Origin of the sequence: Bradyrhizobium sp. STM 3566, from assembly GCF_045571445.1 — a bacterium.
In the GTDB taxonomy this organism is placed as follows: Bacteria; Pseudomonadota; Alphaproteobacteria; order Rhizobiales; family Xanthobacteraceae; genus Bradyrhizobium; species Bradyrhizobium vignae.
On record NZ_CP120692.1, the window covers coordinates 2,816,146 to 2,842,572 of the forward strand.

Below are 26,427 nucleotides of genomic sequence, written 5' to 3' on the forward strand. Positions count from 1 at the left end.
CGGGGCGATGCGCTAGTATCGAATTATGGTGCGCAGTTGCGCACCTGAGAATCTCCAGATTCCGGGCTCGCGACTGCTTCGCGCCCCGGAATGACCAGGGGGTGAAATGGTCAGGTTTGCGAGCAGGAAGGCGCGGCATCATACCGTGCTATCGGAGGACTTCGAGCGCGAGCTGACGCGGGAGGTGCTGCGCACCGAGCTGTTGCGGGTGCGCGCCCTGATCATGACGGGCTGCGTCATGATGTTGTTCCTCACCGCGATCTACTTGATTGATCCCGCCGTGGTGAACCGGGTTTGGCGCGGGACGAAAGGGCTGATCGAGGTCTACGGCCTTCTCGTCGGCTTCATCCTGTTCGAGGTTTGGGTCCATGCCCAGATCAGGAAGAACCTCCGCCTCGATCGCGACGTGCCGGTGATCAGGCGCTATATCGGCACGCTGATCGAGACGTCGCTACCGACGGTGATGCTCATCCTGCAAATCCGGACCATGGGCGCGAGCCAGGCGCTCGGATTCGCCGTGCCTCTGATGTACTTCATTTTCGTCATCCTCTCCACTCTGCGGCTCGATTTCTGGCTCTCCACTTTCACGGGTTTTGTAGCCGCAGCCGGGCTTCTGGCGATCGCGCTGTACTACAACTCGGCGGGGGAGGCCGACGAACCCCTGATCTATTTCCATGCCGTGCGCAGCATCATCATCCTGATCTGCGGGGTGCTGGCCGGCGCCGTGGGCGCGCAGCTGCGGCGGCAATTTGCCGCCAGCATCGCGGCGGCCACCGCGCGCGACCGGGTGACCAATCTGTTCGGCCAGCACGTTTCTCCGCAGGTGGTGGAGCAGCTGATGGCGACGGGAACGAGCACAAGCGGCGACGTCCGCCGCGTCGCGGTGATGTTCGTCGATTTCCGCGGCTTCACGGCCGGCGCGCAATCGCGCACGCCGCAAGAGGTGGTCGATCGGCTCGACGGCGCCTTCGCCGTGCTGGTCGATATCCTCGACCGTCAAGGCGGCATCGTGAACAAGTTTCTCGGTGACGGTTTCCTCGCGCTGTTCGGTGCGCCGCTGGAGGCCTCCGACGCCGCGCACCGCGCGGTCGCCGCCGGCCGCGAGATGCTGATGGCAATGGATCGCATCAACGCGGAGAGCAGCTGGCCGCTTCGCATCGGCATCGGCATCCATTTCGGCGAGGTCGTCGCCGGCAATATCGGCTCGCCCCGGCGCAAGGAATACACCGTCATCGGCGATACCGTGAACTTCGCCGCGCGCTTGGAGGCGCTGAACAAGGAGTTCGGCTCGCAGCTGCTGATCTCCGCGTCCGTGCGCGAGGCGCTGGGCGCAGACGGTAGCGATGCCGTCGCGCTCGGCGAAGTCGAGGTGCGTGGCTACGGGCAGAAAGTGCCGGTGTTTCAGCTCGGCTAGCCCGCCTTCAAATGTGAGTCGCGCGTCGTTGAAGCGCCGTCGCGCTGCGTTGATGACGCGTGATGAAATATCCCTGCTAGTTTTCGGGTCCTGCACGGTGGAAGCCGAAACGTCTCGGCTTTCATTCGTTATCCGGAGAAAGCCAATGACCCGATCGACCCTTGTTGCGGCCGCGCTGATCGCCACCGCCATCCTTCAAGCCGAAGCCGCAGCCGCGCGCAACGTCACGGCGCGGCACGCCGCAACTCACGTCACGACAGACTGCGTCAGGGCTCCGGCAGAGGGTGCGTTTGTATCTGATCCCTACAAGCAGCCGCCCTGTCTGCCCAACACGGCCTACGCGTCCCCGAACTAGTGCTCGCATTCAGATGAGCGGGCTGGCGAGGTCTGCCAGCCCGTGTCGGGCGGGCGACGGCAGCTTGCCTTCGCGGTATCCTGGTAGGGCCTTGACTTGCGCTTCATCTAGTCATCTATATGACTAAATGAATTCAACGCTCGACGACCGCTTGCCACGCTACCAGCGCCTGCGCGACGACCTCGCGGCGCGCATCAACCGCAATGAGTGGCGGCCGGGCGAGCCGATCCCTTCGGAAGCCGAGCTGGCTGCGCATTACGGCGTTGCCATTGGCACCGTGCGCAAGGCGATCGATCAGCTCGTCAGCGACGGCGTGCTCGAGCGGCAGCAGGGCCGCGGCACCTTCGTGCGCCGCGCGCGGTTCAATTCATCGCTGTTCCGCTTCTTCCGCTTCCAGTCCGAGAGCGGCGAGCGACGCGTGCCGAAGAGCCGGATCATCCGCCGCAAGAGCGTGTCGGCGACATCGGCGGTCGCATCCGCGCTACGCATTCCGGTCGGCGAGCCGGTGATCAGCCTCTCGCGCCTGCGCCTGATCGACGACGTGCCGCTGCTCGCAGAGGAGATCTGGCTGCAGCAATCACGTTTCGCCAAGATCCTCGAGATCGACACCGCCGAATTCGGCGACCTCCTGTATCCGCTCTACGAGGAGCGCTGCGGCGAGGTCGTGGTTTCGGCCGAGGAGATCCTCACTGTCGAGACCGCCAACGAAATGCAGGCGCGCCTACTCAGGCTCGCGCCTCATGCCCCGCTGATCGTGATCGAGCGCCTCGCGCTCGATCTCGAGCGCCGACCGATCGAATGGCGCAGGTCGCGCGGGCCGGCCGACCGCTTCCGCTATCACGTCGAGATCCGCTAGCGGCCTTTCTACGTCATCAAGCAATAACGAGTACAGGGGTAGGAAACATGTCGAACTGGTACAGCGAAAGCTCGCCGCTGGAGCGGCGCACGTTCTGGGCAAGCTTTGGCGGCTGGGCGCTCGATGCGCTCGACGTCCAGATGTTCGGTCTTGCCATCCCGGCGCTGATCGCCGCGTTCGGCATCAGCAAGGCCGATGCCGGTCTGCTCGGCTCCATCACGCTGTTCTTCGGCGCGTTCGGCGGCTGGTTCGGCGGTGCGCTCGGCGATCGCTTCGGCCGCGTCAAGGCGCTGCAGATCACGGTGGCCACCTTTGCGCTTGCGACCTTCGCCTGCGCCTTCGCAATGACCTACACCCAGCTCCTGGTCTTGAAGGGGATTCAGGGCCTCGGCTTCGGCGCCGAATGGGCCTGCGGCGCCGTGCTGATGGCCGAGATCATCCGGCCCGAGCATCGCGGCAAGGCGCTCGGCTCGGTGCAGAGCGCCTGGGCGGTGGGATGGGGCGCCGCCGTGCTGCTCTCGGCGCTGGTCTTCACCTATGCGCCGGCCGACATCGCCTGGCGGCTCTTGTTTGCGCTCGGCCTGTTGCCCGCGCTCCTGATTATCTTCATCCGCCGCGGTCTGAAGGAGCCGCCGCGCGCGGCCGCGGCCGAGAAGACGCCGTTCTTCGCAACGCTCTCGGGCATCTTCCACCGCGACGTGCTGCGCTCCACCCTGATCGGCGGCCTGTTCGGCATCGGAGCCCATGGCGGTTATGCCGCGCTGACAACCTTCCTGCCGACGTACTTGCGCGAAGTCCGGCATCTGTCGGTGCTTGGCTCCAGCGGCTATCTCGCCGTGATCATCGTCGCCTTCTTCTGCGGCTGCGTGACCAGCGGCATCATCAGCGATCGCATCGGGCGCCGGGCCAATGTCGCGTTCTTTGCCACCTCCTGCATCGTCACGGTGCTGATCTACATCTTCGCGCCGCTGACAGATGGGCAGATGCTGGTGCTCGGCTTTCCGCTCGGCTTCTTCTCCGCCGGCATTCCCGCCAGCATGGCGGCGCTGTTCAGCGAGCTTTATCCGGCCGGCGTGCGCGGCACCGGTGTCGGCTTCTGCTACAATTTCGGCCGCATCGTCTCCGCCGCGTTCCCCTTCCTTGTCGGCTTCCTCAGCGAACATATCGGGCTTGGGCCTGCAATCGGCATCGATGCGGCCTTTGCCTATTCGCTGGTCCTGATCGCGGTACTGCTGCTGCCGGAGACGCGCGGCAAAGTCTTCGAACAGACCGCCGCGACGCGCGCCTGACGTGCAGATGGAGAGCAAGTGCCATGACGTTCGTCTCGCGCGGCCTCACACGCCGCCAGTTTGGTGCGGGCCTCGGATCGCTCGCCGCAACGGCCGCCACCACAGCCAGGAGTGAGGCGGCCTTGCCGACGATCGATAGCCATGCCCACGTCTTCCACCGAGGTCTCCAGCTCGCGCCGGGCCGGCGCTATGCGCCCGGCTACGACGCGCCGCTGGCGCTCTATCTGGAGCAGCTCGACCGGAGCAGCATGAGCAATGGCGTGCTGGTGCAGCCGAGCTTTCTCGGCACCGACAATTCCTATCTGGTCGATTGCCTGAAGCAGGCGAGCGGTCGCCTGCGCGGCATCGCCGTGGTCGATCCCGCGGCGACGACGGACGAGTTGCGTGTGCTCGATCGCGCCGGCGTCGTCGGCATCCGGCTCAATCTCGTCGGCCAGCCCTTGCCGGATCTCGCCGCCGGCGAGTGGAAGGCGCTGCTCGGAAGCGTGAGAGCGATGGGGTGGCAGGTCGAGGTCCAGCGCAACGCCTCCGATCTTGCCGTGCTCGCGCCACAGCTGCTCGATCACGGCGTCACCGTCGTGCTCGATCACTACACGTTGCCGGACCCGAAGCTCGGCGTCGGCGATCCCGGTTTCCAGTCGGTACTGAAGCTGGGGGCGACGAAGAACGTCTGGGTCAAGATCTCGGCGCCCTATCGCAACGGTGCGGCCGGCGAAGACTTCGCGAAGCAAGCCTTTCCGCTGCTGCGCGGCGCTTACGGCCTCAATCGCCTATTGTGGGGCAGCGACTGGCCGCACACGCAATTCGAGGCGACGCAGACTTACGCGAAGAACCGGGAATTTCTCGATCTGCTAGTCGTCGACAAGAGCGAGCGTGCGCAAGTGCTCGCGGCGCCACGGCCGCTCTTTCGCTTCTGAATCTCTTCCGCGATTGCTCCGATTGCTCCGAATTTAGGGGCATGACGAGCGATGTTTTCGGCTTGTAGACTGCTGCGTGATGCGGCCCGTCGGCCGCGACTTGCATGGGGAAGTGACGATGCAGCGCCGCTACATCACCGTCGACGTGTTCACCGACCGCGCCTTCGGCGGCAACCAGCTCGCCGTGGTGCTCGATGCCGGCGGGCTCTCGACCGCGCAGATGCAGGCGATCGCGACCGAGTTCAACTATTCCGAGACGACGTTCGTGCTGCCGCCGCGCGACAAGGCCAATGATGCCGAGGTGCGAATCTTCACGCCGGTGAGGGAGCTTCCCTTCGCAGGGCATCCTAATGTCGGGACCGCCTTCGTGCTGGCGAGCCTTGCCAGGGAGCCGAAGTCGCGGCTGCTGTTCGAGGAGAAGGCGGGTCTCGTACCGGTGGACATTGTGCGTGAGCAGGGCCGGGTGGTCAGCACCGAGCTCACCGCTCCGCAGCCGCTGTCGCGGCTTGCACAATGTTCTGCCGAAGAGGTCGCGGCCTGCATTTCTCTGACTGCGGATGACATCAAGACCGATCATCATGGGCCGCAAGTCGTCGGCGTCGGAACGCCGTTCGTGGTTGCCGAGGTGCGATCGCGCGAGGCTGTGCGCCGGGCCAGGCCGGACGCCGCAGCGTTTGGCCGGATGCTGCCGCGCGACGGCGCTTTCTCGGTCTATTTCTACACCCGCGATGTGCCGGCAGCTGAGGTATCTTGCGAGCGTCAGGCGCGGATGTTCTTTCCTGGCGCCAGCGGGCTGATCGAAGACCCCGCGACCGGCAGCGCGACGGTTGCCGCCGCCGCCCTGTTCGCCGATCTCGATCCCGCGCCCGACGGCGAATTGAAGCTCACGATCGGCCAGGGTTTTGACATGGGCCGTCCAAGCATCCTTCTCACCCGCGTCCGCAAGCGGGACGGCAAGATCGTCTCCGCTCATGTTGGCGGCAGTTGCGTGCAGATGATGGAGGGGACGTTCCGGTTGGCTGGGGATTCCTAGCCCGGATGGAGCGAAGCGCAAGCCGGGGGTGCTGCGAGGGTCGAAGGTCCCGATTACGCTTTCGCGCCATCCGGGCTGCGGGATCGGGCTCGCGCGCCCAGCTACATCTGCCGTCCCGCCAAATTCTTCACCGTCACCCCATCGCGCTCCTCGATGATCTCCGCGATCATCCGGCGGTGGCAGTGGGTGTGGTCGCGTTCGTAGCAGAGCAGGCACACCGGGCCGGCCTTGTTTACGAGCGCCGACAGCTCGTCCATCTCTTCTTTCGCCTGCGGCGTCTTCAGGTGCTTCGAATAGATCGTCTCCAGCACGTCATATTGCCCGCTGCGGGCGGCGAGGCGACCTTCCTTGGGCGTGCCGAGCGCGGCGAGATGGACATAGGCGATGCCGCGCTCATCGAGCCCGGCGGATAGCTGCTTCTTGGAAAAGCCCGGCCGGCGCGACGACGTCACCGCGCGCACGTCGACCACGAGCTTGACGCCCGCAGCTTCCAGCTCGTCCAGCACGGCCTTGGGCGGCGTCTGCTCATAGCCGATGGTGAAGAGCGTCTTCGCCTTTGCCATGAACCATCCTCAGCTCACTCGCGCGATCAGTTCCATGGCGCCGTGAGGTGCGCGCACCTTGCCCTCGTGGATGACATAGGCGAACACGTCACGCGGCGCCTTCTTCGGCTTGGCCTTGTCAACCTTCGGCAGGTCATCCGGTTCACCGCCCGCAGCCCAATCCTTGAAGCGCTCCGCCCAGGCATCGAGCTGCTTCGGCGGATAGCAGGTCTTGATCTCGTCATTGCCTTTCTGAAGCCGCGCATAGACGAAATCGCCGGCGACATCGGCGATGGCGGGATATTTGCCATGCTCGGCGAACACCACGGGCGTCTCGAACTCGCGGATCAGTGCGATGAAGTCAGGCGTGCAAAAGCTGTCATGGCGGACCTCGACGACGTGGCGCAGCGCGCGCCCATCGAGCTTGCGCGGCAACAGCTCCAGGAACTTGCCGAAATCGGCGCCGTCGAACTTCTTCGTCGGCGCGAACTGCCACAGCACCGGCCCGAGATGGTCACCGAGTTCCAGCACGCCGGAATCATAGAACCGCTTGATGGAATCGCCGGCCTCGGCGAGCACGCGGCGGTTGGTGGCGAAGCGCGGTCCCTTCACCGAGAACACGAAGTCATCAGGCACCTCGCTCGCCCATTTGCGAAAGCTCTCCGGCTTCTGCGAGCCGTAATAGGTGCCGTTGATCTCGATCGAGGTCAGCTTCGAGGCGGCATAGGACAGCTCCTTCGCCTGCGCGAGCTTCTCCGGATAGAACACGCCGCGCCAGGGTTCGAAGGTCCAGCCGCCGATGCCGATGAAGATGTTGCCGGTTTTTTTGGACGCGGTTTTTGCTTTGGCCACGGGAGGATCTCGCATCGTCGGGGGAGGAGGGCTTCATCCTAATCAAACCAGATGTGATTGGCCAGTTGGCCCGTCCCGTCTAAGCTCGCGGCCGGACCCGCGAAGAAGGAGAACAACAATGCGGATGCTGTTGGTGGGAGCCGCGCTCATCACGATGACATCTGCTGCCATGACGTGTTCTGCCTTGGCAGATGACGACGACGCGAAAAGTGCACAGAAGCTCGCCCAGCAGGGCCGCGACGATTACTGGCATTGCCTGGCGCGGGAATATTCGCGCGACTCCAATCAGGGCCTGTCGGAGCAGGATTTCGGCCGCTCGGTTGCGGGCGCCTGTCCATCGGAGCGGCAATATTACCGCGTGGCGCTGCTCGATTATCTCACCACGCAGTATCCGGATATCGATGCCGGCGCCCATCTCGCTACCGCCAACAGGGCGGTGGAGGCGGCGCAGAAGGACATCGTGATCGCCTTCGTCAAGCACCGGCCGCCCCAGAAGTAGCAAGTCACCAAGGCTGGCTGGCAGCTCTTCCGGCCGCGCGCTCATCCATGGTATCAGTGGGCCCATCTGGAGCAGGGATGGGTTTCCATGTCGTCTGAGTCGGTGGGTGGCGTTCTGGGGGCGATCGTCGCGGCGATCGTGCTTGCGGTTGCCGTCGTGTTCGGGCCGATCGGCCAGTACGGCAAGCCGCCCAAGCCGGCGAAGGTCGAGCCGGCCCCGGCGGCTGCACCGCCAGCACCCGCCGCGCCCGCGCCGCGCGGGCCGATCATCCGGGAAGTCCCCAACCAATAGGGCGCGAAAAATGGGGTTTCCAGCCCCTTGCGAACCGCTTTTGCCGTCCCCATCTAGCCTCTAACGGCGACGTTGAGCGAAGAACTCCGTCGTTGGGACGACCTTGGAATAGCTCAGGCCTGCGCCGGATGTACGCGCGGTCCGCCATTCCGGGGTCGTTGGCATTTTGGGCCCCTTTTTGGGCCGTTCCCCAGAGACCCCGGCTTGGCAGCGCAGGACGCGGCGGATATACGCTGCCGTCATGAATGAAGCGATCAGACCGGGCGTCGACATCCAGGCTCAAGAGGGGCCGGAACTGTCGGTCATCGTCCCCACCTTCAATGAGCGCGATAACGTCACGGTGCTGTACCGGCGCCTGGAGGCGACCCTCGCCAACGTCGCCTGGGAGGTCGTGTTCGTCGATGACAATTCACCCGACGGCACCTGGGACGTCGTGCGCGCGCTGGCGCAGCGCGACAGCCGCGTGCGCTGTGTCCGCCGTATCGGCCGCCGCGGTCTGTCGGGCGCGTGCATCGAGGGCATCCTCGCCTCGAGCGCTCCCTATGTGGCCGTGATCGACGCCGACCTCCAGCACGACGAGACGCAACTGCCCAAAATGCTGTTGCTGCTCGCAAGCGATCAGGCCGACCTCGTGGTCGGCAGCCGCTACATCGAGGGCTACAAGAGCGAAGGTTTCAATAAGCAGCGCGCCGGCGCCAGTGCGCTCGCAACCGAGGTCGCCAAGAAGATGTTGCGGGTCGAGATTGCCGACCCCATGAGCGGCTTCTTCATGATCCGCCGCGACCGTTTCGAGCAGCTCGCGCCAAAGCTCTCCGTGCACGGCTTCAAGATCCTGCTCGATGTCGTCGCGACTGCGCACGGCAGCTTGCGGGCGGTCGAGATTCCCTACACCTTCGGCGCCCGCCAGCACGGCGAGAGCAAGCTCGATTCCATGGTCGCGCTCGACTTCCTCGGTCTCGTCTTCGCCAAGCTGACCAACGACATTGTCTCGCTGCGTTTCATCCTGTTCGCGATGGTCGGCGGCATCGGTCTCGTGGTGCACTTGACCACGCTGTTCATCGCACTTCAGCTGTTCAAGGCGCCGTTCGCGGAGGCGCAGGCCGCCGGCGCCATCGTCGCCATGACCAGCAATTTCATCCTCAACAACTTCCTCACCTATCGCGATCAGCGACTGAAGGGCTTTGCGCTGCTGCGCGGCCTGATCGCCTTCTACATCGTGTGCAGCGTCGGCCTGCTCGCCAATGTCGGCGTCGCATTCTCGGTGTACGACCAGGAACCGATCTGGTGGCTGGCCGGCATGGCCGGCGCGCTGATGGGCGTGGTGTGGAATTACGCGATGTCCGGACTGTTCGTCTGGCGCAAGAAATAGCGCGTGATGGGCGGAGCTGACGCGCGGATCGTCCGCAACACCGCGCTGACGATCCTCGCGCTGGTGGCCCTGCGGCTCGTCGCGGCCGCCTTCACGCCGATCACCTTCGACGAAGCCTATTATTGGATGTGGTCGAGGAACCTGGCCGGGGGTTACTACGACCACCCGCCAATGGTCGCCTATGTGATCCGCGCCGGCACCCTGATCGCGGGCGATACCGAGCTCGGCGTCCGCCTCGTCTCGATCCTGCTCGCACTGCCGATGAGCTACGCGGTCTATCGTTCCGCCGCAATCCTGTTCGGCGGCGCGCGCGTGGCTGCAACCAGCGCCATCCTGCTCAACGTGACGCTGCTGGCCTCCGTCGGCACGCTGATCGTGACGCCCGATGCGCCGCTGCTGGTCGCCTCCAGCTTCGTGCTGTTCTTCCTCGCCAAGGTGCTGGAGACCGGCCGGGGCGCATGGTGGCTCGCGGCCGGTGTCGCGGTCGGCACGGCGCTGCTCTCGAAATACACCGCGATGTTCTTCGGGCCGGCGATCCTGATCTGGCTCGCTTCCGTGCCGAAACTCAGGCGCTGGTTTCTCTCGCCCTGGCCGTATCTCGGCGGCATGGTCGCCTTGGCGCTGTTCTCGCCGGTGATCCTTTGGAATGCGGACCATCAATGGGTCTCGTTCGCAAAGCAGCTCGGGCGCGCGAAGATCGAGGACTTCCGCCCGGTCTTCATCGCAGAGCTGATCCCGACGCAGATCGCGTTCGCAACGCCGCTGGTCTTCATCCTCGGCGCCATGGGCCTGCACGCGCTGACCTGGCAGCGCGCCGGCGCGCTGGCCTCGCGCGTGCTGATCGAGACGATGTTCTGGACCATCGTCGCCTATTTCGTCTGGCACTCGCTGCATGCCCGCGTCGAGGCCAACTGGTTCGCGCCGGTCTATCCGCCCTTCGTCGTGGCCGCGGCCGCCGCTGCCAACCTTGCGCGGTGGAAGCCGCGCCAGCGGCGCCTCGTCGACTTCTGCCTGCGTTGGGCCGCGCCGGTCGGCATCGTGATGTTTGCAGCGTTGGTCGTTCAGGCAAATACCGGCTGGCTGTCGGGCTATCGTCGCGATGCCACCGTGCGCAGCGTCGGTGTCGGCTGGCGCGAGCTCGCCGCAGAGATCGAAGCGGTGCGCGTGCGCGTCGGTGCGACCTGTGTGCTCGCACAGGATTACGGCACCACGAGCTGGCTCGCGTTCTACCTGCCGCGCGGCACCTGTGTGGCACAGCAGAGCCAGCGCATCCGCTGGGTCAACATGGGCGAGCCGGATCCCAAGCTGCTCGCCGGCAAGCTGCTCTATGTCGACGAGCTGCGCCCGGACGGGCATCCCGTCCTCAACGAGCGCTTTGCAACGGTGACGCAAGTTGCGCAGTTGCAGCGCAAGCGCGGGCCGCTCGTGGTCGAGACCTACGGCATCGATCTGCTCGAAGGCGCGAAGCGTGAGGTGCTGGATCGCTCGCCGCCGCCGGAGGCGCGGTAGCGGACTTCAGCCGATCATCTCGGCCTTGGCAGCGTCGTGGCCTGGCCCGCTCTGATCGCGCCAGAACCAGACGGTCACGACACCAGAACGGCCGCGGACATGGGCCAGCAGGGGGCCTGACAGGACGCCGTCGGGAGCACCGTGGAAGTCGGCCGCATCCAGCATCGTATCGCTCAGTGCGAGCCGCGCATCATTCTGGGCGGCAACCTCCATCAGCCGGCTTGCGACGTTGACGGTGTCGCCTGTCGCCGTGATGTGCTGATGGCTTTCGCCGAGCCGCGAGGCGACGATCGGGCCGCAATGCGCGCCGATCTTGAAGCCGAGCTGACCTGCGACTGCCGGCGGCAGCGAGGCGATCCAGCGTTCGAGACCGCGATGCAGGTCGATCGCGCATTTCAGCGCGCGCGCCGCGTCGTCGGGCATCGCGCGCGGCAACCCGAACAGGATCATGGCGCCATCGCCGAGGAAGCCGGTGATCATGCCGCCGCAATCGATCGCGGCCTTGTCGATCAGTGCATGAAACGCCTTCAGAAGATCCCTGAGTTCGTCCGGATCAATCCGCTCGCTCAAACCGGTGAAGCCGGAGAGATCGACGAAGACCACGGCGGCATCCTGCCGGACGGGCTTTGACAGGAAGTCCGGATCGCGCGCCAGCCACTCCTGCAGTGCCGGCGCCTGGAATTGCGCAAGCGACCTGCTCTTGGCGGCGAAATATTGCGTGCGGCGGCCCCCGGCCCACAGCTGCACGCCGGCAAAGACGGTCACCGGCGGCACTGCCGCGGCGAGCGTGGTCGCCGCGTTCAGCCAGACGCCATGCGTGAACGCGAACAGATTGAGTCCGGCCCAGGCGATCATCATCGCGGCCGCCGCCATGATGCCGAGCGCGCTACGCCGCCAGGCGAGCAGGCCGACCAGCAGCATCGGCAGAAGGGTCGCGGAGAGCGCGTCGGCAATACGGACCCTGCGGTCGCGCACGACGGCATCGCCGGCGACGAGATGCGTGATCGCAGTCGAGATCACTTCGAAGCCGGGCATGAGGGAATCGAACGGCGTGGGATAGAAATCGCCGCCGCCGGCGACCGAGGCGCCGATCACGACGATCCGGTTCTCAACCGCCGCCCGATCGAGCGTGCCGTCGAAGATGCTCTGTGCGCTGACGGTACGGATCGTCCGACGCGGGCCGTAATAGGTGATCGGCAACGCGAAGTCGCTGTCGGTCGGCACCGCGCGATTGCCCAGCATGAGACGGTCGGGCGCGACCGTCAGCGGCTGGTCGAGCGCACGGGCGGCGACACGCAAAGGGAACGACAGCTCGACCTTGTCGCGCGTCCGGAACAGCATCGGCACCGCGAGCGGTGAGCCCGATTGTCCCGTCGCGACATTGACGACGCCGACCTCGGCGTGATCGGCGAATGCGGGCAATGGCTGCAAGAAGCGTTCGGCCTCGGGCAACACGGCCAGGGGGCCTTCGCTGGGTGCCACGGTCTCGCTGGCGGAGGGGAAGATCGCCGCGGCGGCGAGCACCATGGGACCGGTGGCGAGCGTGTTGGCCAGCGTGGCATCGCCGATCGCGGCGCTGCGGTCGACGAGCAGGAGATCGATCGCGACAACCTTCGGCTTGAACTGCACGATGGTGTCGACGACGCGGGCAAGATCGGCGCGCGGCAGCGGATAGCTGCCACCGCGCTTCACGACGGTGTCGTCGATCGCGACGATGGTGACGACATCGGGCGGACGCTGCACGCCGCGGGCCTGCGTCCGCCAGTCGGTCAGCGTGGCTTCGAGGCGATCGAGAAAGCGCAGATGGCCGTTGGCGTGCGCGGCATAGATGCCCGCGCCCCACAGCGCGGTGAGGACGAGTGCCACCAGGATCTGAACGCGTCGGCTGCGCATGCGGTCGTCTTGCAATCTCGTATTGTCCAAATAGTCTTGGCGACCCCGACCTACTGCCCGAGTCTTGCCATGAGCGCGTCGACGCGCGGCTGACCCCATGTCTTGATGGTCAACGGGCCGGTTGCCTCGACGTCGACGCCTTCGCCGGGTCCAAGCACGACGCCGCGTCCACGAGCCCGGCGGGTCACGCCGACCGCACCGTCGGCGACGAACACGGAGGTCTTGGCGTCAGCGACATCGACTGCCCATTTCGTGCCGCGCACTGCGGCAATCGCTTGCGGCGTCAGCACCTTGAAGGGGTTGCGCCGCGGCTTCTTGGGCACCTCGATCAGCAGGGCCTTGTTGCTCAACGCCACGGAATCTATATGTCCGTCGCGGTTGGCGTCCTTAAGTTCAAACTTGGCGCCACTTTCCGCAACGATGGTGATGCCGTTGTCGCAGCGCCAGGTCTGCGTCCCAGCGGCCGAGGGCGATGCCGTGCAGCCCGCATTGGCCGCAAGCTGTGCAGTCGCAGATCCAACCAACAGAAGCGACCCTGTCAGGGCGAAAAACCCTGTGCGCGCTATCCCTCTCATGCCAGCTCCGTTTGCGTGCTCGGCACAGTTCAAGGCGGGACGATACGGTACCGTATCACGCGCAGAGGCTGCTGAAAAGTGCCGAGGTGGCAGCTATTTTCTCGTGGCGGCGATGTCCAGAACCGAAACGATCAACTTTCAGTCACGGCGCTGTTGCCGCAATCGGCCAGCGGACGCAGGGCCGTCCACCAGCCTCTCGCAACGCTTCCGCGCTACGCTCAGTGCTAATTTGAGGGTCACGAAAACGGCGTTGTTGAGTGCGTCATGGATGCGGCCGCAAGCGTCGAACAGTTGGCGCAAACCGGTCGAGAAACATGGTTAACAGACGCGTCTAAGTCCGTAGTTCTGCGGGCTTTTTTCTCAAAACGGGACAGCGTTGACGAGTTGCCCCACATCCGCCCGAACTTAATCCGCATTTAACTAAAAGTCGCCTTAATGACGCTCCGACCCTCTGCGAGATGCTGTTCCCGGATCGTGACCAGCGGCACTTCGAAGGGGGACTGAGTGACACCGTCCTGGACGCAAGGCGAATGAGTACGAGTATCGCTGCGCAGAGTAACGCGGCACGGAAGTCCAAGAATTATTCGCGGAAATCTTCCCGGAAAATGACCACGTCCAATTGGCTTGGCGCCGCGGCGATCGGCTGTGTCGTGATGGGCGCCGGCTGGACCATCTACAGCAACGTCTTTGGCGCGAGCGTCTATCCGACTGTCGGCAGCATCGGCTACGACGAGCCCGTGATCAAGCGCGCACGCAAGGTGGCGCTGCGCGAGGCCCGCGAGGCCATTGAGGAAACCTTCGCGCTGCTGCCCGACCGGCTCCAGGTCGCAGCTCCCATCTCGCGCGAGATGTTCAACGAGCGCTTTGCCGCCGCTGCGACGCAGGGTGTGCCGTCGAATGCGGCGAGCGCCGCGCCGGCAACGGAGGTTGCCGTGGCCAAGAACACGCCGAAGGACGCCCCGAAGCAGAGCGTCATCGCCAAGGTCGCGGAAGCGCTGAAGCCGGCAGCCAAGATTGCTGACAAGACCGCTGAGAAGCCTGCGGACAAGGCCAAGCGCGCACCGGATGCCCAGATGCAGCTGGCCTCGGCCGACCCGGCCGAGATCGTGCCGGCGCCCGAGGCGAAGCCGAAATCCTTCGCCGACCGCGCCAAAGCCGCGGTGATGTCGATCACTGCTCCGCGCCAGTCGATGGTCGAAAAGCTCTGGGGCAAGCGTGAGCCGTCCGGCGGGCTGCTCGCCTACGCCTCGGCCGATGCGAGTGTGACCGCGTCCATCGCGCCGAAGGAGCAGAACCCGATGTTCGGCGGCGCGCCGCCCTATGAGCGCGACACCGCGGTCTACGACATCACCGCCAAGACGGTGTATCTGCCCGACGGCACCAAGCTCGAGGCGCATTCCGGCCTCGGCTCCAATCTCGACGATCCGCGCTCCTCGAAAATCCGCATGCGCGGTGTGACGCCGCCGCACATCTATACGCTGAAGCCGCGCGAGGCGCTGTTCCACGGCGTGCCGGCGCTGCGCCTGACCCCGATCGGGGGCGAAAGCGCGATCTACGGCCGCGACGGTCTGCTCGCGCACACCTTCATGCTCGGGCCGAACGGCGACTCCAACGGCTGCGTGTCATTCAAGGACTATTACGCGTTCCTGGATGCCTACCGCAACAAGGGCATCCGCAAGCTCGCGGTGCTGGCGCGGGTGGACTGACCTGCGCTCAAGCGGTCATCTGCTTGCGCAGCGCCATCTCGGTCGCAATCGCCTCCCGCACGCGAGGCCGCGCCTGCATGCGTTCGAGATAGGCTGACAACGATGGCCACTGCGCAATGTCGACGCCGGCAGGCCGAAGCAGCAGCAGGGCCCAGGCGAGGTGGGCGTCCGCGACGGTGAAGCGGTTGCCGACGAGGAATTCGCGGTCCGCCAGATGCGCTGCCGGCACCGACAAGGTCTGCGCGATCCGTGCTCGCGGCTTGGCGAGCGAGCCGTCGTCCTTGTACCAGAAGGTCGGAATCAGGAACGCCTTGTGGATCTCGGCGCCGACGAAGCTCAGCCATTCCTGGAGCCTGTAGCGGTCGGGATCGCCGAGCGGCGGCGCAAGGCGCGTCTCGGGCTTCAGATCGGCAATGTATTGCAGCACCGCCGCGCTCTCGGTCAGCCGTTCGCCATTCTCCAGCACCAGCACCGGCACAGCGCCCTTCGCCGCCACGCCGTGAAAATCGCTGCCGTCGTCCACGATCGTCTTGGTCAAGAGGTGCACCTGATGGTACTGCGCATCGAGGCCAGCCTCCATCAGCGCGATCCGGCTCGCGAGCGAGCAGGCCATCGGTGAGAAATAGAGTTGCAGCATCGCGTTGCTCCGTTACTTCAGCGCATCGCCGCGGGCGATGATCGCGAAGCGATCGGACAGCTCGGCGAGCGCAACCTCGTGGATGGTTCGGGCGTCCAGCGTGCCGCCGCGCCCGTCCGGCAGGTCGCGCGTGGCGCAGGCATCGGCATCGATCGTGGTGCGAAAGCCGAGGTCGAGCGCGGCCCGCGCCGTGGAGCTGACGCACATATGCGTCATGAAGCCGGCCAGCACGATGTTCTTGCGTCCGGTCGCGACAAGGCACGCCTGCAAATCGGTGCCGGCAAAGGCATTCGGCAGCTCCTTCTCGATCACGGGCTCGCTGGCGCGGGGGCTCAGCTCGACGACGATGGCACCGCGGTCGGCGGCACGATCGAACAGGCTGCCGGCCTTGCCGCGATGGGCGATGTGGATGATCGCGGCACCAGCCTCGCGGGCCTGTGCCAGGAGCGCAGCCGCACGTGCGATCGCGGGCTTGGCGTCGGGCAAGGCGAGGGGGCCCGCGAGATATTCGTTCTGGATATCGATCAGCACCAGTGCGGCGTCGCCGAGGCGCGGCGGGCTGAGGTCGGCGCCGGCGAGCTGGAGCAGGGTCTTTGCGGTCATGGTCTTGGAAATCTCCCGGGGTAGAAGGCGCAACAAACATAGCCCGGGAATGCCTGCCGATATGCAGGAATATTGCAGCGGGAGGCTGCGAGATTGCAGGCCATCGGGCGGCGATGTAGCCTCAAGCCATGAACTGGGACGATCTGCGCATCATCGCCGCCGTCAGGGACGAAGGCACCTATGCCGGCGCCAGCGCAAAGCTGCGTATCGACGAGACGACGGTCGGGCGCCGGCTGTCGCGCATCGAGCGTGCGCTCGGCTTGCGTCTGTTCGAGGCCGCCGACGGCGTTCGCAGGCCGACGCGGCAATGCGAAGCGGTGCTGGCGCATGTCGAGGCGATGGCCTCGCATGCGGCCGAGATCGGCCGCCTCAGCGAGAGCCTGGAAGGTCCGGTCGGCCGCCTGCGCATCGCCTCCACCAACACAGTTGCAGAAGAAGTGCTGTCGCCGCGTGCGGGCGACTTCCTGCGGACCCATCCCGGCCTGACGCTGCAATTCCTCACCTCGAGCGAGAACGTCAGGTTCTCGCGCTGGGAGGCTGATCTGGCCATCCGCTTGCGCAAGCCCGACAAGGGCGACTTCGCGATCTCAAGGCTCGGCGACATCAAGCTGTATTTTTTCGAGCCGGTTACGACCGAGGGCGAGCCGATGCTGTGCGTCTATCCCGACGAGCTCGGCGCCATTCCCGAGATGCAATTCCTGCGCACCAGGAAGGCCCGCGCGCGCTGCGTCGCCGATAACGTCCGTGTCATCCGCAATCTGATCCGCGCCCATCAGGCCGCCGGCGTGTTGCCGGAATATGTCTGCGCCGACCTGCTCGGCGACCGCCGCCTGCGCGCCACGCTGCTGCCGAAGCGGCGCGACGTCTGGCTGCTCGTGCAAAACCATCTCAAGCGGGATGCCGCAACGCGCGTGACCATCGACTGGGTGAGGGCCTGTTTCCAGGAGACCTCGCGCCGCTGACGGCGCATCGGGTTGCGATCGGCCCCCAGGGTTCGCCTGTCGTGAACGCGCGAGCGCGCCGGCGCGACCTATCCTGAACAGGGTTTTCACGGGCGCAAAGGTTGCGTAACGTCATGCCGGTTGCAGGCTGAGCAGAAGGCGATGACGATTGTTCAGGACACCATCGGGCCGTCGACGGCGCAATCGCGGGAGCGGAAGGCGATTGCCGTCCTGATCCTGCTGATCCCGCTGCTGTGGTGGCCGATGATCTTGTTTCGCTTCGTCCTGTATCAGCCGTTCAACATTTCCTAAAGCGCGATGAGATTTGGATGAATCGTCATCGCGCTTTAGCTTGTTGTTTACGCATGATCTTTCCGGAAAACCGCTTCGCACTTTTCCGGATCATGCTTTAGAAGGCCCACTTGGGCGCGAGCCCGGAATGACGGGTGGAGAGAAGTTATTGCAAACCAAAACCCCGGCATCGCTGCCGGGGTTTCGCATTTCGTATCGTGCCTGAACGGCTGGATCAGAAGTCCATGCCGCCCATGCCGCCGCCGGGGGGCATCGCCGGGCCGGCGCCGCCCTTCTTGGGCAGCTCGGCGACCATGGCTTCCGTGGTGATCAGGAGCGCGGCCACCGAGGCAGCGTTCTGGATCGCGGTGCGGACCACCTTGGTCGGGTCGATGATGCCCTTCTTGACGAGGTCGGCATATTCGCCGGTCTGGGAGTCGAAGCCGTAATTGTAGGCCTTGTTCTCCAGGATCTTGCCGACGATCACCGAACCGTCTTCACCCGCATTGATCGCGATCTGGCGAGCGGGAGCCGACAGCGCCTTGCGCACGATCTCGACGCCGGTCTTCTGGTCGTCGTTCTTGGTGCGCAGGCCCTTGAGCTGCTCGGAGGCACGCAGCAGGGCGACGCCGCCGCCCGGGACGATGCCTTCCTCGACCGCCGCGCGGGTCGCATGCATCGCGTCATCAACGCGATCCTTGCGCTCCTTCACCTCGACCTCGGTCGCGCCGCCGACGCGGATCACCGCGACGCCGCCAGCGAGCTTGGCGAGACGCTCCTGGAGCTTCTCACGGTCGTAGTCCGAGGTGGTCTCCTCGATCTGCGCCTTGATCTGGGCCACGCGCGCCTCGATGTCGGCCTTCTTGCCGGCGCCGTTGACGATCGTGGTGTTCTCCTTGTCGATCATCACCTTCTTGGCGCGACCGAGCATGTTGAGCGTGACGTTCTCGAGCTTGATGCCGAGGTCTTCCGAGATCGCCTGGCCGCCGGTCAGGATCGCGATGTCCTGCAGCATGGCCTTGCGGCGATCGCCGAAGCCCGGAGCCTTGACGGCCGCGACCTTCAGGCCGCCACGCAGGCGGTTCACGACGAGGGTGGCGAGGGCCTCGCCTTCCACGTCCTCGGCGACGATGACCAGCGGCTTGCCGGTCTGCACCACGGCCTCGAGCAGCGGCAGCAGCTCGTTCAGCGAGGAGAGCTTCTTCTCGTTGATGAGGATGTAGGCGTCGTCCATCTCGACGCGCATCTTGTCGGCGTTGGTGACGAAGTAGGGCGAGATGTAGCCACGGTCGAACTGCATGCCCTCGACGACGTCGAGCTCGGTCTCGAGCGACTTGGCTTCCTCGACGGTGATGACACCCTCGTTGCCGACCTTCTTCATGGCGTCGGCGAGGAACTTGCCGATCTCGGCATCGCCGTTGGCCGAGATAGTGCCGACCTGGGCGATCTCGTCGTTCGAGGTGACCTTCTTCGAGTTCTTCTCGAGGTCGGCCACGACGGCCTCGACCGCGAGGTCGATACCGCGCTTGAGGTCCATCGGGTTCATGCCGGCGGCAACGGACTTCGCGCCTTCCTTCACGATCGCCTGGGCGAGCACGGTGGCGGTGGTGGTGCCGTCGCCGGCCGCGTCAGCGGACTTGGAGGCGACTTCGCGCACCATCTGGGCGCCCATGTTCTCGAACTTGTCGTCGAGCTCGATCTCCTTGGCGACGGTGACGCCGTCCTTGGTGATGCGGGGAGCGCCGAACGACTTGTCGAGCACGACGTTGCGGCCCTTCGGACCGAGCGTGACCTTCACCGCGTTGGCGAGAACGTCGACACCGCGCAGCATCTTGTCGCGCGCTTCAACCGAGAATTTGACTTCTTTGGCTGCCATCTGGATTTTTCCTTGAGGATGTTTGACTGGAGGGAGGAGAGGGCCCTTAGGCCGCCTTCTTCTTGGACTCGGTGACCTCGAGAACGCCCATCACGTCGCTCTCCTTCATGATCAGCAGGTCCTGGCCGTCGATCTTGACCTCGGTGCCGGACCACTTGCCGAACAGCACGCGGTCGCCGACCTTCAGGTCGATCGGGATCAGCTTGCCGGACTCGTCGCGGCCGCCCGGGCCGATGGCGACGACCTCGCCCTGCGAGGGCTTTTCCTTGGCAGTGTCGGGAATGATGATGCCGCCGGCGGTCTTCTCTTCTGCGTCGATGCGCTTGACCACGACGCGGTCGTGAAGCGGACGGAATTTCATGCAGTCCTCCTAAGTAATTGGACGAGTTGAGGATTTTGATATTGTTAGCAGTCGTTGCCCGCGAGTGCTAGCACGAGCGAGGGTGAAATAGGACAGGAATTTTGCGGGGGCAAGGGTTTGTAGCAGAAAAATTAGCACCCGAAAGCACGGACTGCCAGAATCTCTTTGGCATCGTTAACCGACACCCGAGACCGTATTAGCACGGAGTCTTGTCTGCTGCTAACGCATTGAATTTCAACAGCTTGTTAAACTTTTGGGCTTGAGATGGATTGTCGGTTTGCGTCACATATCTCTCATGTGAGCGCATCGTTTCCGGGTGGCTCCCGGGGCACGGATCAAGCCACCCCCTGCATGCGCTCCTGCAAAGGAGGTTTGGCATGGGACTGCGCGTTGGGGGCGTTTCCGAGGACTTCCGGAAACAGATGCTGGGCTACGGGCTGACGACGGCACAGATTCTCTATCGGATGCCGGATCATCCCTCGTTGCTCCAGACCTATGTCTGGCAGAACTACGACATGTTTCCGAAATTTCCGGCGCTGACCGATTTCCTGGCGTTCTGGCAGGAGAAGCTCGATGGCCCCCTGCATTCGGTCACGGTGGCGCATTCCAAGCTGATCAAGCCCGCCGAGCTGCGCGCCGTCGACGGCGTGTTCCGGCTGCATTGAGCAGAGCTCAGACGCCGCCCTTGCAATAGCGTGTCCACATCGCGCGATAGGCGTCGTCCACGGCTCGCGCATATGAGACAGGGTTGCCGGCGGCCGCAGCGCTGATCTGTTCGGGCAGCTCGCGGCGCAGTTGATCGAGCTCGGCGACCCGCGCCGCGCGGCCGGCTGCAATCTCGACATACGCATCCTCGCTGTCGGCGATCCAGTCCGGCAGGCCGAGCGCGGCGAGGATGGCGCCGGCGGCCCGGCTGGGCAGGCTGTTTCCGAGCTTCGCCACCACGGGCACGCCCATCTGCAGGGCTTCCCATGTGCTGACGCCGCCGTTCTGTGGGAACGGGTCGAGTGCAATATCGATGCGATTGAACGATGCCAGATGTTCGTGCCGCGAGGTCGCTCCGAGCAGATCGACGCGTTCGGCCGGCAATCGGCAAGCCGCAAATCGCGCCAGCAGCTTGTCGCGGACGAGTTGATCGTCGAGCGCAACATCCTTGATCAGCAGTCGCGAGCCCGGCACCCGCTCGAGGATCCTGGACCAGACTGCCGCGGCCTCGTCGGAGATTTTGCTGATGCGGTTGAAGACACCGAACGTGATGAAACCGTTCGAAATCGCAGGCGTCTCCGCTCGCGCAATCCCGGCCGGCAGCGGCGTCAGCGTCACAAAGCACGGCAGGTCGACGACGGTCTCCGCAAACAGATGCCGAACCGCCAAAGGAATCGCGACAGGATCCGAGAACAGATAATCGATCGTCGGCAGCCCGGTGCCGGTGCCGTGGCCCCAGCCGTGCGCCTGGATCGGTGCCGGCTTGCGCGCAAATACGCCGAGGCGGTTTCCTCTGGTGTGGCCGGACAGATCGATCAGGATATCGACGCCATCGGCGCGAATCTGTGCAGCGAGGCGATCATCGGTCCATTGCGAGGCGTCACGCCAGCGATCGGCGAGCCCCTGAAATTCGCTTGTCGTCCCGTCCACTTTCGACGAACACGAGTAGCACACGATCTCGAACTGTGCCCGGTCATGGTGTTGCAGGACCGGCTTGAAAATGAACGCGGCCGAATGCGCGTTGAAGTCCGACGAGACGAAGCCAAGCACCAGGCGCCGGTCCGGGTCGCGGCTGTTGTCATGCGGTGCTGCCGCTTCTGAAGCGATTTTGGCCCCGATCTGCTCCCACCACACGCGACGCGCTTGCTGATGCCGTTCGACGCTGGCGTCCGCCACAAAATCGAGCGTGAATATCTTGCTGGAGATCGCGCTCTGAAGGTCAGGCCGGATGTCGAGGGCCCTGTCGAAGCTGGCGAGCGCTTCGTCGACCCTGCCAAGTCCGGCGAGACAGAGGCCCAATACGAAGTGAGCTTGATCAGAATCGGGCGCAATCGCGAGAGCTTTCTCGCAATCGAGCAATGCTTGGGCAATTTGCTGGGTCTGGAGCAAGACGTTGGCGCGCCAGAGCCACCCATTCACGTCGTCGGGTGCGAGGGCGATTGCCCGATTGCAATCCGCCATGGCTTCGTCAAATCGCTGAAGCTCCCGGAGTGCAGCGGCGCGGTTCGCCAGCGCCGCGGCATAGTCAGGCTTGATCGAGAGCGCGCGGTTCAGGCTTGCGAGAGCCTCGTCATAGTTGCGCAGACGGCAGAGCGCAGAGCCGCGGCCGTTGTGGGCTTCGGCCAGGTTTGCGTCAATTGCGAGCGCCTGATCGTAGCTCTCGAGCGCTTCTTGGTGCAGATCAAGGGCCGCGCTCGCGTTGCCGAGATTGGACAGGGCGAGGGCGTAGCTGGGCCGCAAGGCGAGAGCCTTTCGATAGCTCTCGCGGGCCTCGTCGTGACGTTTCAGCCCGTTCAGCGCCACGCCCAAGCTCATGTGGGCTTCGGCAGATCGCGGGTCTGCGGCAACGGCCCGGCGCAGCAGGATTTCGGCCTGGTCATAGTTCCTGGCATCAGACTCCAAGGCGCCGAGCATATGCAGGGCGATGAATTGGTTGGGCGCGAACTGCAGGAGTTGGCGATAGGCAGCCCTGGCCTCGGGGAGGCGTCCCTTCTTGTGCAACTCGAGCGCTTGCCCGAGCAATGGCAGCACTTCGGCCTTTTGCCGTTTCTGGAGCCGGGCATTCTGAAATGCACGCTGACCGACGCTGTTGCCCATGAATCAATTCCCCCAGATCTCCTGCCGAGACTAATTCAGGGAGAGAACGAAGACGAGACGATGCTCGCTCGCCACGACAGCTTGGGACAAGCTACGACCGATCGCGTGACCGGCCTCAGCTCCGCAATTGCTGCCTCGCCCAGGACTGGGTAATCTGCCCTTCGGGTCACACCCGTGCGACGGGCGCGGCTCGGAACAGGGAGGCAGACAATGGCCAAGCAGAAGGCATCGAGGCCCGCAATGAAGACCGCAGTGAAGAAGCGGAGCGGGACCAAGGCAGCGGCGCGATCCTCGGCACGAAAGGCAGTGAAGGCGAAGGCGCGCACCGTCGCTCCGAAGAAGGCCGTGCGGCCGAAGCAGCGCATCGCCATCAGCCATCACCGCGAGGAAGACTTCAAGGCCGACGGCCTGCGTGCCTATGCCAGATACCGCGATCTCGGCATCGCCGAGGCGACCCACGGCCTCGCGCAGGCGCATGTGATCCGCTTGCAAGGCCCCTGCAACCCGGCCGAGGTCTCCAAGCTCCATTATCACGACGTCGAATTCCAGATGGTCTACGTGCTCAAGGGCTGGGTGAAGACCTATATGGACGGGCAGGGCGAGACCTTGATGAAGCAAGGCAGCGCCTGGACCCAGCCGCCGAAGATCAAGCACATGATCCTGGACTATTCGGACGACGGGGAGCTGCTGGAGGTGATCCTGCCGGCGGAGTTCAGGACGGTGGAGTTGAAGGCGTAAGGGCTTGCCCGCGGGCTTGTAGCCCGGATGCGGCGCAAGCAAGATCCGGGAAAGTTTCTCCGTGGAGAAGATGGCCCCGGATTGCGCTGCGCGCAATCCGCCCTCTACGGCTCACGACGGGTGTCTTAACTCAACACCCCCACCATCGCCCCCATCAAGCACGTGGTCAGCGTCCCCGATACGATCGACTTCAGCCCCAGCGCGTTGATCTCCTCGCGCCGCTCCGGGGCCATCACGCCGAGGCCGCCGATCATGATGCCGAGGCTGGCGAAGTTGGCGAAGCCGCACATCGCGTAGAGCATGATCAGGCGCGAGCGCGGATCGAGCGCGTTGGCTGGCAGCTTGGTGAAGTCGACATAGGCGATCAATTCATTGAGCACGGTCTTGGTGCCCATCAGGCTGCCGGCGGTGATCGCCTGATCCCATGGCAGCCCCATCAACCAGCATACTGGTGCCATGACGAGGCCAAGCAGCCGCTGTAGCGAGATCGCGGCACCGCCGATATCAGGCAAGAGGCCAAGCATGGCATTGACCAGATAGACCAGCGCCACCAGCACCAGGAGCATGGCGACGATATTGAGCAACAGTTCGAGGCCGCCGGTGGTGCCCTTGACGATGGCGTCCATCGTGCTGGACACGTTCATCTCGGGATCTTCCAGTGCACCGCCGGTACGCTTGTCGGATGTCTCGGGCACCATGATCAGGCTGACAAGGATCGCGGCCGGCGCGCCCAGCACCGAGGCGATGACGAAGTGCGCGGCCGCGTCGGGGATGAGCGGGGCAAGGAGCGTCGCATAGAGCACCAGCACCGTGCCGGCGATGCCGGCCATGCCTCCGGTCATCACCACGAATAATTCGCTGCGGGTCATCTGTGCCAGATACGGCCGCACGAACAACGGTGCCTCGACCATGCCGAGGAAGATGTTGGCGGCGGTCGAGAGGCCCACGGCGCCGCCGACCCCCAACGTGCGTTCGAGCAGCCAGGCCATGCCGCGCACGATCGGTGGCAGCACGCGCCAATAGAACAGCAGTGTCGTCAGCACGCTCATGACCAGCACGATCGGCAATGCCTGGAACGCCAGGATGAAGTCCGCGCCCGGCACCTTCAGATCGAACGGCAGGGGGCCGCCGCCGACATAGCCGAACACGAAGGCGGAGCCGGCGCGCGAGGCCGCCGAGATCGCGCCGACCGCGTCGTTGATCGCGCCGAACGCATGCGCGACGACCGGCAGCTTCAGCAGCACGACCGCGGTGACGAAGGTCGCGGCGAGGCCGATTGCCGCCTGACGCAGCGAGACCGCGCGGCGATTCTCCGCCAGCGCGAAAGCGATCAGGAGCAATGCGAAAATGCCGAGTGCCGATTGCAACCGAAGCATGATGTCCCCAAACCCTCAATGATTATGGCCGCGTGTGCATTGCAAAGGCAATGCCGGGGGCCACGGAAGCGGCTCGTTGTTGACAAGCGGGCAAGCCTGGGCCACGCGGGCCCATCAGGATCAGGACCGGACCGTCCGAGGTGACCGAAGCGACGATGCCAGAGCAGCCAATATCCGACAATCTGCCGGTCAGCGCCGGCGCGCTGCTCGGCCACCGCGCCTTCCTGTTCTTCCTGCTCTCCCGCAGCCTGTCGCGCTTTTCCAGCCAGATCGCGGCGGTCGCGATCGGCTGGCAGATCTACGATCTCACCGGCTCGGCGTTCGACCTCGGCATGGTCGGCCTCGTGCAGTTCCTGCCCACGGCGCTGCTGGTGTTCGTCGCTGGACACGCCGCCGACCGCTACGAGCGCAAGCGCGTGGTCCAGCTCTGCCAGCTCGTGGAAGCCGCGACCGCGCTCTATCTCGCAACCATCACCTATCTCGGCGCGGTCGGCGAGGTGCAGATCTTCATCGCGACCTTCGTGCTCGGCATTGCAGGCGCGTTCGAGAGCCCGACCACGGCGGCGTTGTTGCCGTTGATCGCGCCGCAAGGGTCGCTGCAGCGCGCCACGGCCATCTCCAGCGGCGCAGCGCAGGTCGCGACCATCACGGGGCCGGCGCTCGGCGGATTCGCATATGCGGTCGCCCCGCATCTCGCTTATGCCGTGATGGTGCTGTTCTGGGTTTTGGGGATGATTTTGACCGGCTTCATCCGGCCGCGTCCGCAGGCGATCGCAAAGGAGGGGACGAACTCGGACAATATCTTTGCCGGCGTCCGCTTCATCCGCGGCAACCCCGCGATTCTCGGCACCATCTCGCTGGACCTGTTCGCCGTGCTGTTCGGCGGCGTCACCGCGCTGTTGCCGATCTATGCCCGCGATATTCTTCAGGCCGGCCCGGTCGGACTCGGCGTGCTGCGTGCCGCGCCCGCGGTCGGTGCGCTCCTGATGACCGTGGTGCTGGCGCGCCACGCCATCTCGCGGCATGTGGGCTTACGCATGTTCCAGGCGGTGATCGTATTCGGCCTCGCCACGATCGTGTTCGCACTGTCGCCGTGGATGTGGCTGTCGGTGCTGTCGCTCGCCGTGCTCGGTGCGGCCGATACGATCAGCGTCGTGATACGCTTCTCGCTGGTGCAGCTGTCCACACCCGATGAGATGCGCGGCCGGGTCGGTGCGGTGAATTTCCTCTTCATCAACGCCTCGAACCAGCTCGGCCAATTCGAGAGTGGCCTCACGGCCGCGCTGTTCGGCGCCATGCCCGCCGCCGTGCTCGGCGGCGTCGCCACCGTCGCAGTGGCGCTGCTCTGGATGAAGCTGTTTCCGAGCCTGCGAAAGGTGGAGAGTTTGGAATAGGGCAACGCTCTCTCCACGTCATTGCGAGGAGCTCTTGCGACGAAGCAATCCAGAATCTTGCCGCAGTGGCAGCCTGGATTGCTCACATGGGGATTTGGTGTGTCAAGGCGGTTTGTTCAGCTCTTTGTTCGATTGCAGGCCAGCTCTTCGTCCCGACCGTGGAGCACGTAGGATGGCGCGCGCAGATCGAGTCAAGGTCGGCCCGTAGGGCCGTCGCGAAGCGACTTGGCCTTGACTCGAGCGAGCACGCCATCAGGCTTTGGCAGTCGGGGCAGCGGGCGGATAACTCCTTTTCGTCAGGCGATCCA

26 protein-coding genes are annotated in these 26,427 nt (G+C 64.9%); 16 read left to right on the forward strand and 10 right to left on the reverse strand.

Features of this window, described 5'->3' with window-relative positions:
* Positions 1–106: 106 nt before the first annotated feature.
* The 6 genes from P6U27_RS13345 to P6U27_RS13370 all read left to right on the forward strand — a co-directional run bounded on the left by P6U27_RS13345 (position 107) and on the right by P6U27_RS13370 (position 5,864).
* Positions 107–1,414 (forward strand): adenylate/guanylate cyclase domain-containing protein, encoded by a 1,308-nt coding sequence (locus P6U27_RS13345; RefSeq protein WP_209295214.1) that lies wholly within the window; start codon positions 107–109, stop codon positions 1,412–1,414.
* A 145-nt stretch (positions 1,415–1,559) separates the two neighbouring features.
* On the forward strand, positions 1,560–1,769 hold the full coding sequence (locus tag P6U27_RS13350) for a hypothetical protein (RefSeq protein WP_209295215.1): 210 nt from the start codon (positions 1,560–1,562) through the stop codon (positions 1,767–1,769).
* Between the two features lie 127 nt (positions 1,770–1,896).
* Positions 1,897–2,625, forward strand: coding sequence for a GntR family transcriptional regulator (locus tag P6U27_RS13355; protein WP_209295216.1), 729 nt, complete (start codon positions 1,897–1,899; stop codon positions 2,623–2,625).
* A 47-nt stretch (positions 2,626–2,672) separates the two neighbouring features.
* Positions 2,673–3,914, forward strand: a complete 1,242-nt coding sequence (locus tag P6U27_RS13360) for an MFS transporter (RefSeq protein ID WP_407194176.1) — start codon at positions 2,673–2,675, stop codon at positions 3,912–3,914.
* 23 nt (positions 3,915–3,937) lie between these two features.
* The gene (locus P6U27_RS13365; protein ID WP_407194177.1) at positions 3,938–4,831 is read left to right on the forward strand and encodes an amidohydrolase family protein; all 894 of its coding nucleotides are present in this window, start codon (positions 3,938–3,940) and stop codon (positions 4,829–4,831) included.
* A 118-nt stretch (positions 4,832–4,949) separates the two neighbouring features.
* Positions 4,950–5,864 (forward strand): PhzF family phenazine biosynthesis protein, encoded by a 915-nt coding sequence (locus P6U27_RS13370; RefSeq protein WP_407194178.1) that lies wholly within the window; start codon positions 4,950–4,952, stop codon positions 5,862–5,864.
* A gap of 101 nt (positions 5,865–5,965) precedes the next feature.
* On the opposite strand, the gene P6U27_RS13375 is transcribed toward P6U27_RS13370, so the two are convergent.
* On the reverse strand, positions 5,966–6,427 hold the full coding sequence (locus P6U27_RS13375) for a DUF488 family protein (protein WP_129145759.1): 462 nt from the start codon (positions 6,425–6,427) through the stop codon (positions 5,966–5,968).
* 9 nt (positions 6,428–6,436) lie between these two features.
* Positions 6,437–7,273: a DUF72 domain-containing protein gene (locus P6U27_RS13380; protein ID WP_129145760.1), complete on the reverse strand. Its 837-nt coding sequence runs from the start codon at positions 7,271–7,273 to the stop codon at positions 6,437–6,439.
* A 103-nt stretch (positions 7,274–7,376) separates the two neighbouring features.
* Between P6U27_RS13380 and P6U27_RS13385 the strand changes: the two genes are divergently transcribed.
* The 4 genes from P6U27_RS13385 (at position 7,377) to P6U27_RS13400 (ending at position 10,926) form a co-directional block, all read left to right on the forward strand.
* A complete protein-coding gene (locus tag P6U27_RS13385) occupies positions 7,377–7,757 on the forward strand; it encodes a hypothetical protein (protein WP_129145761.1) in 381 nt (126 codons plus the stop codon).
* Between the two features lie 87 nt (positions 7,758–7,844).
* Positions 7,845–8,048 carry a hypothetical protein gene (locus P6U27_RS13390; protein WP_122402551.1) on the forward strand — a complete coding sequence of 68 codons (204 nt, stop codon included), beginning with the start codon at positions 7,845–7,847 and terminating at the stop codon, positions 8,046–8,048.
* 241 nt (positions 8,049–8,289) lie between these two features.
* Positions 8,290–9,417: a glycosyltransferase family 2 protein gene (locus P6U27_RS13395; protein ID WP_122402552.1), complete on the forward strand. Its 1,128-nt coding sequence runs from the start codon at positions 8,290–8,292 to the stop codon at positions 9,415–9,417.
* A gap of 6 nt (positions 9,418–9,423) precedes the next feature.
* Complete coding sequence (locus tag P6U27_RS13400; RefSeq protein ID WP_407194179.1) at positions 9,424–10,926, forward strand: glycosyltransferase family 39 protein; 1,503 nt, start codon at positions 9,424–9,426, stop codon at positions 10,924–10,926.
* A 6-nt stretch (positions 10,927–10,932) separates the two neighbouring features.
* On the opposite strand, the gene P6U27_RS13405 is transcribed toward P6U27_RS13400, so the two are convergent.
* Both P6U27_RS13405 and P6U27_RS13410 read right to left on the reverse strand, forming a co-directional pair.
* The gene (locus P6U27_RS13405; protein WP_407194180.1) at positions 10,933–12,819 is read right to left on the reverse strand and encodes a CHASE2 domain-containing protein; all 1,887 of its coding nucleotides are present in this window, start codon (positions 12,817–12,819) and stop codon (positions 10,933–10,935) included.
* A 50-nt stretch (positions 12,820–12,869) separates the two neighbouring features.
* A complete protein-coding gene (locus P6U27_RS13410; RefSeq protein ID WP_407194181.1) occupies positions 12,870–13,394 on the reverse strand; it encodes a FecR domain-containing protein in 525 nt (174 codons plus the stop codon).
* A gap of 605 nt (positions 13,395–13,999) precedes the next feature.
* On the opposite strand from P6U27_RS13410, the gene P6U27_RS13415 reads away from it, so the two are divergent.
* Positions 14,000–15,100, forward strand: a complete 1,101-nt coding sequence (locus tag P6U27_RS13415) for a DUF2778 domain-containing protein (RefSeq protein ID WP_407194182.1) — start codon at positions 14,000–14,002, stop codon at positions 15,098–15,100.
* A 7-nt stretch (positions 15,101–15,107) separates the two neighbouring features.
* Here the strand turns inward: P6U27_RS13415 and P6U27_RS13420 are convergent, their stop codons facing one another.
* Together P6U27_RS13420 and P6U27_RS13425 are read right to left on the reverse strand one after the other, a co-directional pair.
* Positions 15,108–15,737 (reverse strand): glutathione binding-like protein, encoded by a 630-nt coding sequence (locus P6U27_RS13420; protein ID WP_407194183.1) that lies wholly within the window; start codon positions 15,735–15,737, stop codon positions 15,108–15,110.
* A 12-nt stretch (positions 15,738–15,749) separates the two neighbouring features.
* Entirely contained in the window at positions 15,750–16,340 is a 591-nt protein-coding gene (locus P6U27_RS13425; RefSeq protein WP_407194184.1) for a cysteine hydrolase family protein, read from the reverse strand.
* A gap of 128 nt (positions 16,341–16,468) precedes the next feature.
* Here P6U27_RS13425 and P6U27_RS13430 point away from each other — a divergent pair, with 128 nt between their 5' ends.
* Positions 16,469–17,302: a LysR family transcriptional regulator gene (locus tag P6U27_RS13430; protein WP_209295224.1), complete on the forward strand. Its 834-nt coding sequence runs from the start codon at positions 16,469–16,471 to the stop codon at positions 17,300–17,302.
* A gap of 141 nt (positions 17,303–17,443) precedes the next feature.
* Positions 17,444–17,593 carry a hypothetical protein gene (locus tag P6U27_RS13435; RefSeq protein ID WP_407194185.1) on the forward strand — a complete coding sequence of 50 codons (150 nt, stop codon included), beginning with the start codon at positions 17,444–17,446 and terminating at the stop codon, positions 17,591–17,593.
* A 214-nt stretch (positions 17,594–17,807) separates the two neighbouring features.
* On the opposite strand, the gene groL is transcribed toward P6U27_RS13435, so the two are convergent.
* Both groL and P6U27_RS13445 read right to left on the reverse strand, forming a co-directional pair.
* Positions 17,808–19,448, reverse strand: coding sequence for a chaperonin GroEL (gene groL, locus P6U27_RS13440; RefSeq protein WP_057029537.1), 1,641 nt, complete (start codon positions 19,446–19,448; stop codon positions 17,808–17,810).
* A gap of 46 nt (positions 19,449–19,494) precedes the next feature.
* Positions 19,495–19,809 (reverse strand): co-chaperone GroES, encoded by a 315-nt coding sequence (locus P6U27_RS13445; protein ID WP_122402560.1) that lies wholly within the window; start codon positions 19,807–19,809, stop codon positions 19,495–19,497.
* Positions 19,810–20,186: 377 nt separating this feature from the next.
* Between P6U27_RS13445 and P6U27_RS13450 the strand changes: the two genes are divergently transcribed.
* Complete coding sequence (locus P6U27_RS13450; protein WP_027560138.1) at positions 20,187–20,474, forward strand: usg protein; 288 nt, start codon at positions 20,187–20,189, stop codon at positions 20,472–20,474.
* 7 nt (positions 20,475–20,481) lie between these two features.
* Here the strand turns inward: P6U27_RS13450 and P6U27_RS13455 are convergent, their stop codons facing one another.
* Positions 20,482–22,611, reverse strand: a complete 2,130-nt coding sequence (locus P6U27_RS13455; protein ID WP_407194186.1) for a tetratricopeptide repeat protein — start codon at positions 22,609–22,611, stop codon at positions 20,482–20,484.
* A 210-nt stretch (positions 22,612–22,821) separates the two neighbouring features.
* On the opposite strand from P6U27_RS13455, the gene P6U27_RS13460 reads away from it, so the two are divergent.
* A complete protein-coding gene (locus P6U27_RS13460; protein WP_407194187.1) occupies positions 22,822–23,349 on the forward strand; it encodes a cupin domain-containing protein in 528 nt (175 codons plus the stop codon).
* Positions 23,350–23,474: 125 nt separating this feature from the next.
* Here the strand turns inward: P6U27_RS13460 and P6U27_RS13465 are convergent, their stop codons facing one another.
* Complete coding sequence (locus P6U27_RS13465; RefSeq protein WP_122402563.1) at positions 23,475–24,725, reverse strand: NupC/NupG family nucleoside CNT transporter; 1,251 nt, start codon at positions 24,723–24,725, stop codon at positions 23,475–23,477.
* Between the two features lie 155 nt (positions 24,726–24,880).
* On the opposite strand from P6U27_RS13465, the gene P6U27_RS13470 reads away from it, so the two are divergent.
* The gene (locus P6U27_RS13470) at positions 24,881–26,119 is read left to right on the forward strand and encodes an MFS transporter (protein ID WP_407194188.1); all 1,239 of its coding nucleotides are present in this window, start codon (positions 24,881–24,883) and stop codon (positions 26,117–26,119) included.
* Positions 26,120–26,427 lie beyond the last annotated feature (308 nt).

What these genes read in the sequence shown, in the direction of transcription:
- P6U27_RS13345 (WP_209295214.1), top strand. Translation starts at nt 107, where the DNA reads ATGGTCAGGTTTGCGAGCAGGAAGGCGCGGCATCATACCGTGCTATCG.
- P6U27_RS13350 (WP_209295215.1), top strand. Translation starts at nt 1,560, where the DNA reads ATGACCCGATCGACCCTTGTTGCGGCCGCGCTGATCGCCACCGCCATC.
- P6U27_RS13355 (WP_209295216.1), top strand. Translation starts at nt 1,897, where the DNA reads ATGAATTCAACGCTCGACGACCGCTTGCCACGCTACCAGCGCCTGCGC.
- P6U27_RS13360 (WP_407194176.1), top strand. Translation starts at nt 2,673, where the DNA reads ATGTCGAACTGGTACAGCGAAAGCTCGCCGCTGGAGCGGCGCACGTTC.
- P6U27_RS13365 (WP_407194177.1), top strand. Translation starts at nt 3,938, where the DNA reads ATGACGTTCGTCTCGCGCGGCCTCACACGCCGCCAGTTTGGTGCGGGC.
- P6U27_RS13370 (WP_407194178.1), top strand. Translation starts at nt 4,950, where the DNA reads ATGCAGCGCCGCTACATCACCGTCGACGTGTTCACCGACCGCGCCTTC.
- P6U27_RS13375 (WP_129145759.1), bottom strand. Translation starts at nt 6,427, where the DNA reads ATGGCAAAGGCGAAGACGCTCTTCACCATCGGCTATGAGCAGACGCCG.
- P6U27_RS13380 (WP_129145760.1), bottom strand. Translation starts at nt 7,273, where the DNA reads ATGCGAGATCCTCCCGTGGCCAAAGCAAAAACCGCGTCCAAAAAAACC.
- P6U27_RS13385 (WP_129145761.1), top strand. Translation starts at nt 7,377, where the DNA reads ATGCGGATGCTGTTGGTGGGAGCCGCGCTCATCACGATGACATCTGCT.
- P6U27_RS13390 (WP_122402551.1), top strand. Translation starts at nt 7,845, where the DNA reads ATGTCGTCTGAGTCGGTGGGTGGCGTTCTGGGGGCGATCGTCGCGGCG.
- P6U27_RS13395 (WP_122402552.1), top strand. Translation starts at nt 8,290, where the DNA reads ATGAATGAAGCGATCAGACCGGGCGTCGACATCCAGGCTCAAGAGGGG.
- P6U27_RS13400 (WP_407194179.1), top strand. Translation starts at nt 9,424, where the DNA reads ATGGGCGGAGCTGACGCGCGGATCGTCCGCAACACCGCGCTGACGATC.
- P6U27_RS13405 (WP_407194180.1), bottom strand. Translation starts at nt 12,819, where the DNA reads ATGCGCAGCCGACGCGTTCAGATCCTGGTGGCACTCGTCCTCACCGCG.
- P6U27_RS13410 (WP_407194181.1), bottom strand. Translation starts at nt 13,394, where the DNA reads ATGAGAGGGATAGCGCGCACAGGGTTTTTCGCCCTGACAGGGTCGCTT.
- P6U27_RS13415 (WP_407194182.1), top strand. Translation starts at nt 14,000, where the DNA reads ATGACCACGTCCAATTGGCTTGGCGCCGCGGCGATCGGCTGTGTCGTG.
- P6U27_RS13420 (WP_407194183.1), bottom strand. Translation starts at nt 15,737, where the DNA reads ATGCTGCAACTCTATTTCTCACCGATGGCCTGCTCGCTCGCGAGCCGG.
- P6U27_RS13425 (WP_407194184.1), bottom strand. Translation starts at nt 16,340, where the DNA reads ATGACCGCAAAGACCCTGCTCCAGCTCGCCGGCGCCGACCTCAGCCCG.
- P6U27_RS13430 (WP_209295224.1), top strand. Translation starts at nt 16,469, where the DNA reads ATGAACTGGGACGATCTGCGCATCATCGCCGCCGTCAGGGACGAAGGC.
- P6U27_RS13435 (WP_407194185.1), top strand. Translation starts at nt 17,444, where the DNA reads ATGACGATTGTTCAGGACACCATCGGGCCGTCGACGGCGCAATCGCGG.
- groL (WP_057029537.1), bottom strand. Translation starts at nt 19,448, where the DNA reads ATGGCAGCCAAAGAAGTCAAATTCTCGGTTGAAGCGCGCGACAAGATG.
- P6U27_RS13445 (WP_122402560.1), bottom strand. Translation starts at nt 19,809, where the DNA reads ATGAAATTCCGTCCGCTTCACGACCGCGTCGTGGTCAAGCGCATCGAC.
- P6U27_RS13450 (WP_027560138.1), top strand. Translation starts at nt 20,187, where the DNA reads ATGGGACTGCGCGTTGGGGGCGTTTCCGAGGACTTCCGGAAACAGATG.
- P6U27_RS13455 (WP_407194186.1), bottom strand. Translation starts at nt 22,611, where the DNA reads ATGGGCAACAGCGTCGGTCAGCGTGCATTTCAGAATGCCCGGCTCCAG.
- P6U27_RS13460 (WP_407194187.1), top strand. Translation starts at nt 22,822, where the DNA reads ATGGCCAAGCAGAAGGCATCGAGGCCCGCAATGAAGACCGCAGTGAAG.
- P6U27_RS13465 (WP_122402563.1), bottom strand. Translation starts at nt 24,725, where the DNA reads ATGCTTCGGTTGCAATCGGCACTCGGCATTTTCGCATTGCTCCTGATC.
- P6U27_RS13470 (WP_407194188.1), top strand. Translation starts at nt 24,881, where the DNA reads ATGCCAGAGCAGCCAATATCCGACAATCTGCCGGTCAGCGCCGGCGCG.